Origin of the sequence: Tardiphaga sp. (genome assembly GCF_041424195.1) — a bacterium.
Lineage (GTDB): Bacteria > Pseudomonadota > Alphaproteobacteria > Rhizobiales > Xanthobacteraceae > Tardiphaga.
In genome coordinates this window covers 19622-29343 of sequence record NZ_JBGMOE010000219.1, presented here as the reverse complement: position 1 = coordinate 29343, position 9722 = coordinate 19622, and the positions used below count along the sequence as shown (strand labels likewise).

Sequence of the window (9722 nt, the reverse complement as noted above, 5' to 3'; positions counted from 1 at the left end):
GCTGCTCGAGCACATCGCGGCGAATGTTCACACGATTGGCGCACGTTCCCTTGTTCCGCGACGTCGAGCAGCCGAGCATATCGGCCGAGATCATCGCATAGCCGCCGCCGCAATGGCCGCACCGGGTAAGACCCGACAGGAGGTAGCGTGCGCGCCGTCGCTCATCGATCCGGGGCTTGCCGCTCTGATCGTCCGCGAAAGGCGCGATGCGCTGTATGTCCTGGCGCTTCTTCACTGCCGCCCACAACGCGTCATCGACAATGCGTAGGTGCGCCACCTCGGACGACAGCCACTCATCGGGGTCGTTGACACGGGCTTGCCGTTTGCCGGAGACCGGGTCCTTTACGAAACGCTGCCGGTTCCACACCAGCTTGCCGACATAGAGTTCGTTGTTCAGGATGCCCGTGCCGCGCTTGGGATTGCCGTTGATCGTGCTGAAGCCCCAGTCGCCACCGGAGGGTGCAGCGACGCCGTCGTGGTTCAGTTCGGTCGCGATCCGTTTTGCGGATTTTCCTGCGGCATAGTCCTCGAAGATGCGACGCACGATCTTGGCCTGATCAGGATCGATTTGGCGGTCGCCGCGCAAGGCCTCGCCATGTGCGTCGAACTGCTTGACGACTGTGTAGCCGTAAGAATTACCGCCGCCTGATTTACCCTGTTCGACCCGACCGCGCAGGCCGCGGCGTGTCTTGTCGGCGAGATCCTTGAGGAAGAGCGCATTCATCGTGCCCTTCAAACCGACGTGGAGTTGGGTGACTTCGCCTTCCGACAGGGTAACGATCTTCACGTCGCCATAGGCCATGCGCTTGAAAAGCCCGGCGATGTCCTCCTGATCGCGCGAGAGACGGTCCATCGCTTCGGCGAGGACGATCTGAAACCGGCCCTGCAGCGCATCGGCGATCATCGCCTGAATGCCAGGGCGCAGAAGCGACGCTCCCGAAATGGCGTGATCGGTATATTCCTCGATGATCTGCCAGCCTTGGCGCTCGGCATGTGCTCGGCACACGCGGAGCTGGTCGGCAATCGATGCGTCGCGCTGTGCGTCGCTCGAATATCGCGCGTAGAGGGCAACCTTCATAAGGGTTCTCCTGCTTGCGTCAGGAGCCGTCTCGGACACGCTCCCTGTCAGCGTCCGCACTATATCGGCGAGCCGCGCATCGCGCCAGAGCTCGGACAAGCTCGATCAGACGGGGATCCGGACTATTTGACCGCGTGCCAACTCCGCACGGCGTGGTGTCGCCTGACAGCGGGGCCGTCTGCGTGTCTTCGGGTGCAGACCCCGCAGTGGGATGACCTTGCTTGCTCGATCGAGCATCGGGACGCCCCGGCGACCGCATGGCTCAGCTCTTCGTACCAGATTGCCGCATCTTCGCGAAACCGCGGTCGCTGTCGAGGAACGCGCGAAGCATATAGGGGATAAGGTCCGATACAGCTTCCTTTTGGCCGTAGGCATTTTCGTACAGGGCCGCGTAGTGGGCCAAATCGACGTGCAGATCCGGGCTGATGCTTATGGTCAGCTTCACGGGGGTTCGATCGGGGATGCGAGCGAGCTTGAGGTCGGGCATTTTTCCGTTCTCCTATTTTGTCCATGGCGCGAGGATGAGATCCTTATGGACGACCAGAAGCACGGTTGCGCCGGGCCGGATCGTGATCGTCGGCTGGATATTGAGGCTGCGGGAGGTGAGCTGGTCACCGGCGCGCGACACGTTCTGCTGCGTCGATTCCCGGATTGCCTGGACGAGATCGCTTTCCCCCGTGACCGTCAGCTGCGAACCGACGCCAAGCAAGGTCGAGAGCGCAACGCCCTTGAGGAGGGCCCAGGTGTGGAAATCGACCTTGTCCTGCAAGCCGGCGTAGCCTGATGCATCGGTGGCCGGAACATTATCGATCCGAAGCGAACTGCCGTCGGGAAGCATGATCCGCTGCCAGACGATTAGCGCGCGCTTCTGGCCAAATGCCACGACGCTATCATAACTCCCGATCAGCCGCGATCCCTGTGGAATGAGCAAGATGCGACCGGTCGGGCTGTCGAACACTTGGTTCGTGATCTGCGCCGTCACCAGCCCCGGAAGGTCGGACCGCAGACCGGTGATCAGGCTCGCCGAAATGACGCTGCCCGCCGAAAGCAGATAGGGAGACGGTGCCGCCGTCAGCGTGTGAGGATTGATATCCCCGGAGCGATCGAGCGCACCGACGAACTGGGCCTTGCGCGCCTGAGCGTTGGGGTCCCGGTCCGGATCGAGGGTTGGTCCCGATGCCTCTGGCGTTAGGGCCGCCGGCGTTGCTGCGGCGTCGGCTGCTGCAATCGGCGACGTGGCAGCTCGGCCTTGCACCAACACCCCAGATTGGCGAGCGGCCCTCAACTCCGAAAGCCGCTGCTCTCGCTCTCGCTCTTGCGCCTGGGCCTGGCTCGACGGATCATTGCCGACGCCGGCTTCCGTTGCCATGCGACGCTGGCTTTCGAGGATCGGCCTGCCCAGGTCACCGGGCAGCGGGGGGCCGAGCTTCGGGGTATCGCCATAGGTTGCGGGCAAGCCGTTCAAAGCATCAGTCGACGGACGATTGCTCGGCTCCGACAATTCTCGGGCGTCTGGGACCGCCCTGAAGACGCGCGGTTTCAGCGCGATCCACGCGACGACTACCAGAGTGACGGATCCGAGCGCGGCAATTGCGATGATGAAGCCGCGACGAAAGCGGATCGCGCGCGCCGGTTTGGTCCGGATCGCCAACGTCTCGGGATCGAGCTTCGGGGCGGGAGAGATGGATTCCTCGCTCATGAGCGCTTCCCCTTTCGCGAGGGAGTGACGTCACCGATGCGTGCGATCCGGACAACCTGCTGCTTCCTGGTGCCCAACCTGAGCTCGGCCGCGTCGAAGATTTGGTCGACGACATAGAACCGGCCGCGGACACGATAATTGACCAGCTCGGCCTCTCCGGACGGCCCGACGACAAAAAGGGGTGGCGCGTCGCCGACGGCGATGCTGGCGGGGAACTCGACAAAGGTCTGCCGGCCATCGTCGAACGCACGAAGGGGACGCCATGCAGGTGCGTCGCCACTGATCGCATAGTTGAAATGGAGGCTGTCGACCGCCAGTCCTTCGGAAACCGGGGCCGCAGCTGCAGCCTGGTCGGCGGCCCGGCGGAGCGCAATCAGCTGGTCGGCTGGATAGGTCCATGACAAGGCGGCCATTGCGGTATGTGAGGTTGCGGCGAGTTGGAGGTGGTAGCTCCGCCGATCCGTCGTCACGACGAGGTTGGTCGCGAGGCCCGAGGTGAACGGCTTCACCAGGAGGTGCGTGCGCTTGTCCGCGCCGGTTCCGCTCGTCGTGTCGCCGATGGCCCACCGGACCGTATCGCCGGCCGCCACCGCCACAAGATTTTCGCCGGCCTGCAAGGCTATGTCAGTGACGGCCCCGGGCGCGGTGTAGACGTGGTAGATCGTGCCCTCGCTAAACGGGAAGACCTGGACCGCATTCACGAACCCTTGCGCCTGCGGCTCCAGCGTGGCTGCGCGATTGGCCGCAGCGACACGCGCCACTATCGGGCTAGCCTGCTTCCGGGCGATCGCTCGCCGAGTTTGCTGCTTCGGCGCTGGCGGCGCCTTGGCAACTGCAACGGGCCCCGGTGCTGGTTGAGCTGTCGTGGTCTGGGCCTGCGCTGACGCCGCGATGATCGCGAGGGCGGACGCTGCGAGAACGAATTTCATGGGCGTGACTCCTGGGCGGGCTGCGTGGGAGCAGCGAGATTGGGATCGAGGGGAGAGCCGAGCGGCAGGCCTGCCGGGACAGGCGGCAGGGCAGCAGGCGGCGGTGTCGGGCGCGACTGCGCGGGAGGATCGAGTTCCCGGCTCCAGTCGACCGCATCGACATAGACACCAAGCGGGTTCTTCCGGAGCGTGTCCGCATCGATAGGCGCCCGCATCACGACGGTCAGAATCGCCGTCCAGCGCTGCGTGCCCGACTGCGCGCCGCGCTCATAGGCGGTCTCGGTCCATTTGACCTGAAAGGACCGATCCGATGCGCGCACCACGCTCGTCACCTGGACCGACACCGTCCGCTCGCCGATGCTGGCAAAGGGATCGGCAGCTCGGGCATAGTCGCCGAGAAACTGCGCGCCGCGCTTGGTGGTGAAGTCATAGGCTTCGAGCCAGTCCTGGCGAACCAGCACCGGATCGAGCGATCGGCCGCGGACGTTCGCGATAAATCGTGACAGATGCCATGCGATCTGCGGATCGGTGGGATGATAACCCGCTTCCGCTTCCGAGACGGCGCGTGCCTCGCCCAGCCGGTCGACCTCCACGACATAGGGCGTGATGCGGCTTTGCACTGACTGCCAAACGAGAGCTGACGAGAGACCGCCGGATAGGGCAAGGCAACCGAACGCCATCAGGCGCCAGTTGCGCGCTTGCACGCGAGCGGAACCGATCCGCTCATCCCAGACCTGCCCGGCACGCTGGTACGGCGTCGCCGGCTCCGGGGTTCGTCCGTAACGCTGGACGGCGCGTTTGAAGATCATCGACTAGTCCCTTTCCTTGATATCGGGGGTGGCGGAGGCACCGCCGCGATCGCCTTGCTGCAAGGCGTGCAGCGCGATCTGGCGGTGATGTCGGGCGGTCTGCTGGCCACGCATGGCGTGTGCCCAGGCAGGGGCTCCGTCGGCGGCGGCGGATGATCCTGCTTCGGCCTGGCCGCTGCGGTTGAGGGCATTCCAGGCGGCAGTTCGACCCTGCGAAGCGGCTTCGCCCAGGCCGAGCGCGCTCGATGCACGGTCGCGGGCGGCATTGCCGGCGGCGCGCGCCACGCCGCCAAGGCCAGCCGCCATCGTCGGTGACGACGCGGTCTCCTTGCCCAGCGTGTAGGCGGTCGAAGCCGCTGATCCCATTGCGGTGCCGGCCCGCACCGCGCCGAGTGCCGCGCCGCCAAGTACGCGCGCCCCGCCAACGGCTGCGCCGCCTGCAAGCATCGTGATCCCCGCCGCGCCGACGGTCGTTCCGAGCGCGGCACCAGCCCCGAGTTGCGGAGCGCCCGTGACGAGTCCCGAGGCGATGCTGGGACCGAAAATGCCGAGACCGAACAGGGTGAGGCTGGCGAGCATCAGGCTCAGCGCCTGTCCGATGTCCGGCTCCTGGCCCTGCAGTGCGGTCGTGAACTCGGTGAAGAAGTTCGAGCCGATGCCGACGATGACGGCGAGCACCATGACCTTAATGCCGGACGAGACCACATTGCCGAGCACGCGTTCTGCGAGGAAGCTGGTCCGGTTCCAGAGCGCGAAAGGAACGAGGATGAAGCCGGCCAGCGAGGTCAGCTTGAACTCGATTACGCACACGAACATCTGCACCGCGAGGATGAAGAAGGTGATGATGACGACGCCCCAAGCGAACAGCAGCACGGCGATGGTCAGGAAATTGTCGAAGAAGGTCGTGAACCCGGTCAGCTCAGACACCTGCTGCAGGAGTGGCCAGGCCGCGGAGAATCCCGTCCCTGCAAGACGTCCAGGCTTCAGGAGATCGGCCGCCGACATGCCGCCGCCACCCGCGGTGAGGCCGGCCTGCGCGAACGAGCGGAAGATGATGTCGGCAAGGGTCGAAAAGCTGTTCAGGATGAACGCGAACGCGCCGATGTAGAGGATCTTTCTGAGGAAGCGGCCGATCACATTGTCGTCGCCGCCCATCGCCCAGAACAGTCCGGCCAGCGTGACGTCGATGCCGATCAAGGTCAGGGTAAGGAAGTGGACGTCGCCGCCGAGCAATCCGAAGCCGGCGTCGATGTAGGTGATGAACGTTGCCAAAAAGCGGTCGATGACATTGAGATCATTCACGGCTGCTGGTTCCTCGGCGAAGTGAAAAAGGCCGCAGTGCGAGGGCGGGGGAGGTGACGACACGTGGGGCGCGTCTTCATGACCGTCGCTGCCCTCCGGCGCGCCTATTGGGGGGTGTAGGCGGTGCCGGAACCGAGGAATTTCCTGGTCGCCGCCTGCGCATCGATCTGCGCTTGCGCCTGTCGCGCGCGCTCGATCGTCTCGGCGCGGTACTGGGCGGCCATCATGTTCTGGATCTGAAACTGCTGCTTAGCGCTGAGCGCTAGCAGCTGGTTGGTGGCCTGCTGCGCCTGCAAGGACCCCTCGGCACCCTGGCTCTTCGCGACCAGCGAAGACAGGGTCTGGGCATCGGCCGCGACGTTTTCGGCAACCTGCGCCTGCACGGTCATCGTGTGCTGGTAGGCGGTCATGGCGGTGTCGAGGCGAGAGCGCGCAGCAACGACCTGATCGTTCATCCGCAATGCCTGGCCGAAGCTCTGCGGGAAGAGCTGGTGGAATTGCTGGTCGAGGCCGGAGACCTGGAGCCGGATGCCCTGGGCTTGTCCCATCAGGCGATCGACCTGCTGCAACGTCTGAGTCAGCGCCTGCAGCTCGGGGAAATCGATCGTGGTCAGGTTCTTCGCCTGGTTGAGCAGGCTTCGCGCCTGATTCTGCAGCGACTGGATCTGGTTGTTGATCTGGGTGAGCGTCCGGGCAGCCGTCAGGATGTTCTGGCTGTAGTTGCTCGGATCGAACACCGTCAGTTGCGCGTGGGCAGGCGTAGTCGTCATGGCCAGGCCCATGGCGAGCGAGCCTGCCGTCCCGAGACCTAGCGCGCTCGCGATCAAATATTTTCGGGTGAGGAAACGCATCACATTACTCCTTTGCTTGGGGGACGGGAAAATCGGCAAGCAGGTCGGCGGCCCAGTCAAGGCCGGCATCGCCGAGGAAGCGGGCCGCGAAATCCGAGAGGCCGTCTTCCGCGATCATCGCGTCGATCCGCGATTGCGTGGCGGGGTCGGACGCGCCGCACAGGGCCAGCGCGACCGGACCAAGGCCCAGTTCGAACAGCCGATTGCCGCGAGCAGACTGCAGATAATATTGCCGCTTTGGCGTGGCGCGGCTGACCAGCTCGATCTGGCGATCGTTCAGTCCGAACCGCTCATAGGCCTCGCGACTCTGCGGCTCGATCGCGCGATCGTTCGGCAGCAGGATGCGCTGTGGGCAGCTCTCGATGATGGCCGGCGCAATACTGCTCGACGCGATGTCGGCGAGGCTCTGCGTCGCGAACAATACCGCGACGTTCTTCTTGCGCAGCACCTTCAGCCACTCGCGGATGCGCGCCGCAAACAGCGGATGGTCGAGGAATATCCAGGCTTCGTCGAGCACCAGCAGGGTCGGCCGACCGTCGAACCGTTCTTCCAGCCGATGGAAGAGATAGGTCAGTACCGGCGCCACCACGCCGGCCTGGCCCATAAGCGCCTCGGTTTCGAAACACTGAACATCGGCGAAGGCGAGGTGCTGCTCGGCCGCGTCGAGCAACCGTCCATACGGGCCGTCCAGCGTGTAGGCGCCGAGCGCGGTGCGAAGCGCATTCGATTGGAGGAGCAGCGTGAGCCCGGTCAGGGTGCGTTCCTCCGGCGGCGCAGACGCGAGGCTGCCGAGCGCCGACCAGACGGCGTCCTTCACCTCGGGCGTGACGACCACCTTCTCGTGCGCGAGCAGGGCCGCGATCCATTCCGCCGCCCAGCTTCGCTCGGTGGCATCGTCGATCCTGCGCAGAGGCTGGAAGGCCAGCGTCTCACCGGCATCGGCACCGAGTCCGAGCGCGTGGTGAGCGCCGCCCATCGCCAGCACGGCCGCCCGCGCGGAAAACCCCTTGTCGAAGATATAGACCTGGGAGCCCGCGTAGCGCCGGAACTGAAGCGCGATCAGAGCGAGCAGAACCGATTTGCCGGCGCCAGTCGGCCCGACCACCAGCATGTGCCCGACATCGCCGACATGCGTCGACAGGCGGAACGGAGTCGAACCGGCTGTGCTGGCATGGAGCAACGGAGGACCGTCAAGATGGCCGTTGCGAACAGGTCCGGCCCAGACCGACGACAGCGGCATCAGATGTGCGAGGTTTAGCGTGTGGACCAGCGGCTGCCGGACGTTTGCATAGACCTGACCGGGCAGCGACGACAGCCACGCCTCGACCGCATTGACGCCTTCCCGTATCGTCGTGAAGCCGAGCCCGTTGACGATCCGCTCGACCCGCCGGACCTTGTCTTCGACGCCGGCGCGGTCACTATCGCTGACGGTGATGGTCGTGGTCAGGTGGCCGAACGCGACATGGTCGCCGCCCAGGACCTGAAGCGCGAGGTCGGCATCGACGACCTTGTTGTCGGCGTCGGTGTCGAGCAGCTGCGATGGCTGGTTGTACATGATCTCGCGCAGGAGCGCGGTGATCGACTTGCGCTTGTTGAACCACTGCCGCCGCAGCTTGGTCAGCGCCTTGGTGGCGTCGCTCTTGTCGAGCGCGAGAAAGCGCGTGACCCAGCGATAGCCGAAATCCTGATGGTTGAGCGCATCGAGGATGCCGGGCCGGCTCATGCTTGGGAAGCCCAGCACGGTCAGGGTGCGAAGGTGGGTTCCGCCGAGCCGCGGCTCCAGCCCGCCGGTCAGCGGCGTATCGACGAGCAGCGCGTCGAGATAGACCGGCGTCTCCGGGACCGCGACATGATGCGGGCGATTGGAGATCGTGCCATGCAGGAAGGTCAGCGTCTCGGAATCATCAAGGGCGCGGACCTCGGGCATGAAGCTCGCGAACAGATCCAGCGCGCGATCGCTTTCGGCGATGAAGCTGGATAGCGCCCCATGCCAGTCGCGGCCCTTGTTCGCATCGGGGCGCTCGACCAGCGAACGGCCGGCAGCCTCGGCGCTATCCGGCGTGGGCAGCCAGGTCAGCGTGAGGTGGTAGCGACTCTCATAGTGCTCGCCTTCTCCGAGGAAGGCCGCGCGGCGTTCCTGGTCGACCAGCCAGGATGCGGCATCCGGAAAGCCGCTGTCGGGGTAGGCAGATGCCTCGCGACGCTCGGCTTCGAAGAACAGCGCCCAGCCCGTCCCGAACCGCTTGAGGACATTGTTGGCTCGGGCGCAGGCCGAGATCAGTTCGCCCTCGGTCGCTGATTCCAGGTCAGGGCCCCGGAAACGCAGCGTCCGCTGGAAGCTCCCGTCCTTGTTGAGGATAACGCCAGGGGCGACGAGCGCCGCCCATGGAAGATGGTCCGCCAGCCGGTCGGGCCGGTGACGATATTCAGCGAGGTTCAGCACGCTAAATAGCCTTTCTGGCGGAGATGACGGATCAGCACGGGTGCGAAGTCCGGGTCGCGGCGCGCGGCGAAGACGGCGATGCTGTGGCCGACCGCCCAGAGCACGAGACCGGCGATCCATTGCTGGAGGCCGAGGCCGACGGCGGCGGCCAGCGTTCCGTTGACGATCGCCAGCCCGCGCGGTGCGCCGCCGAGCAGGATCGGCGACCCGAGGCTCCCGTGAATGGGAGCCTCGAACCCTTCGAGATGCTGGGCGCTGTAGGTTTTTGGGCCGATCACGCGATCAGCGCCCCGCCGCCAAAACTGAAGAAGCTGAGGAAGAAGCTCGACGCCGCGAAGGCGATCGAGAGGCCGAAGACGATCTGGATGAGGCGCCGGAAGCCGCCGCTGCTTTCTCCGAACGCGAGCGTCAGGCCGGTGACGATGATCACGATGACGGCAACGATCTTCGCGACCGGACCCTGGACGGATTCCAGCACCTGCTGGAGTGGTTGTTCCCACGGCATGCCTGATCCCGCGGCTTGCGCGGCGGGGGCTATGGCGAGGGTGAGGCCGATCGCCGCGCCGACGAGGAAGGTCGATCCGCGAGACGGAATATTGGCAAACTGCATG

9 protein-coding genes and 1 pseudogene are annotated in these 9722 nt (G+C 65.2%); all 10 read right to left on the bottom strand.

Annotated elements, in window-relative coordinates; genetic code table 11:
* On the bottom strand, positions 1-1078 hold a 1078-nt coding region (locus ACEK02_RS30200), incomplete at its 3' end, for a recombinase family protein (protein ID WP_371425115.1).
* A gap of 262 nt (positions 1079-1340) precedes the next feature.
* On the bottom strand, positions 1341-1565 hold the full coding sequence (locus ACEK02_RS30195; RefSeq protein WP_371425114.1) for a DUF2274 domain-containing protein: 225 nt from the start codon (positions 1563-1565) through the stop codon (positions 1341-1343).
* A gap of 12 nt (positions 1566-1577) precedes the next feature.
* The gene (locus ACEK02_RS30190) at positions 1578-2777 is read right to left on the bottom strand and encodes a TrbI/VirB10 family protein (protein ID WP_371425113.1); all 1200 of its coding nucleotides are present in this window, start codon (positions 2775-2777) and stop codon (positions 1578-1580) included.
* Positions 2774-3706 (bottom strand): P-type conjugative transfer protein TrbG, encoded by a 933-nt coding sequence (gene trbG, locus ACEK02_RS30185; protein WP_371425112.1) that lies wholly within the window; start codon positions 3704-3706, stop codon positions 2774-2776. The genes ACEK02_RS30190 and trbG overlap by 4 nt, the downstream gene beginning before the upstream one ends.
* 101 nt (positions 3707-3807) lie before the next feature.
* Positions 3808-4515, bottom strand: a pseudogene (gene trbF, locus ACEK02_RS30180) (conjugal transfer protein TrbF); the annotation flags it as partial.
* Positions 4516-4518: 3 nt separating this feature from the next.
* Positions 4519-5817 carry a P-type conjugative transfer protein TrbL gene (gene trbL, locus ACEK02_RS30175; RefSeq protein WP_371425111.1) on the bottom strand — a complete coding sequence of 433 codons (1299 nt, stop codon included), beginning with the start codon at positions 5815-5817 and terminating at the stop codon, positions 4519-4521.
* A gap of 104 nt (positions 5818-5921) precedes the next feature.
* The gene (gene trbJ, locus ACEK02_RS30170) at positions 5922-6668 is read right to left on the bottom strand and encodes a P-type conjugative transfer protein TrbJ (protein ID WP_371425110.1); all 747 of its coding nucleotides are present in this window, start codon (positions 6666-6668) and stop codon (positions 5922-5924) included.
* Positions 6669-6672: 4 nt separating this feature from the next.
* Positions 6673-9111: a conjugal transfer protein TrbE gene (trbE, locus tag ACEK02_RS30165; RefSeq protein WP_371425109.1), complete on the bottom strand. Its 2439-nt coding sequence runs from the start codon at positions 9109-9111 to the stop codon at positions 6673-6675.
* Complete coding sequence (locus ACEK02_RS30160) at positions 9105-9386, bottom strand: conjugal transfer protein (protein WP_371425118.1); 282 nt, start codon at positions 9384-9386, stop codon at positions 9105-9107. The genes trbE and ACEK02_RS30160 overlap by 7 nt, the downstream gene beginning before the upstream one ends.
* Entirely contained in the window at positions 9386-9721 is a 336-nt protein-coding gene (locus ACEK02_RS30155; RefSeq protein ID WP_371425108.1) for a TrbC/VirB2 family protein, read from the bottom strand. Before ACEK02_RS30155 ends, ACEK02_RS30160 begins: the two co-directional genes overlap by 1 nt.
* Position 9722 lies beyond the last annotated feature (1 nt).

Excerpts from the sequence above, each read along its gene's own strand:
- ACEK02_RS30195 (WP_371425114.1), bottom strand. The coding sequence starts at position 1,565 with ATGCCCGACCTCAAGCTCGCTCGCATCCCCGATCGAACCCCCGTGAAG.
- ACEK02_RS30190 (WP_371425113.1), bottom strand. The coding sequence starts at position 2,777 with ATGAGCGAGGAATCCATCTCTCCCGCCCCGAAGCTCGATCCCGAGACG.
- trbG (WP_371425112.1), bottom strand. The coding sequence starts at position 3,706 with ATGAAATTCGTTCTCGCAGCGTCCGCCCTCGCGATCATCGCGGCGTCA.
- trbJ (WP_371425110.1), bottom strand. The coding sequence starts at position 6,668 with ATGCGTTTCCTCACCCGAAAATATTTGATCGCGAGCGCGCTAGGTCTC.
- ACEK02_RS30155 (WP_371425108.1), bottom strand. The coding sequence starts at position 9,721 with ATGCAGTTTGCCAATATTCCGTCTCGCGGATCGACCTTCCTCGTCGGC.